The sequence below is a fragment of the Streptomyces sp. Y20 genome, from assembly GCF_043195475.1.
Classification (GTDB): Bacteria; Actinomycetota; Actinomycetes; order Streptomycetales; family Streptomycetaceae; genus Streptomyces.
Window position 1 is genome coordinate 1 of sequence record NZ_JBIDDP010000055.1, and the last position, 382, is coordinate 382.

1 protein-coding gene is annotated in these 382 nt (G+C 40.8%); it reads right to left on the bottom strand.

Annotation, left to right across the window (positions count from 1 at the left end; genetic code table 11):
- On the bottom strand, positions 1–382 hold a 382-nt coding region (locus ACGFT1_RS35825), incomplete at both ends, for a capsule assembly Wzi family protein (RefSeq protein WP_373913165.1).

Genomic DNA, 382 nt, shown 5'->3' on the forward strand with positions numbered 1-382 from the left:
GTATAAAGCTGGAACGGCATATTCTTCACTTGTGAGGAATAATCGAGTCCTGCCAAATACATTTTCCGAGATGGCAGTAAACCTGATTCATCTTCACCGACAAACTGCCCATACAAACTCAATGGAACTTTAAACCATTGTTGTAGATTTAAACGCGCATCTAGGCCTGCAATTTGGTTTGAGGCATTCCCCTCTCCAGTACACCCACTATCATCACATTCGTTATCTTTACCAATAAAAGCATTCCAATAGGCTTTGAAACTATCAGGTTGACCTTGACCATCTATTTGGAATGTACGTGATGCACCCAATTCAAGATAAGGTAAAGGTTGAGCTGTTAAACGCATTCCCAAGAGATTTGTATTTGGCACGGCCTCATAAT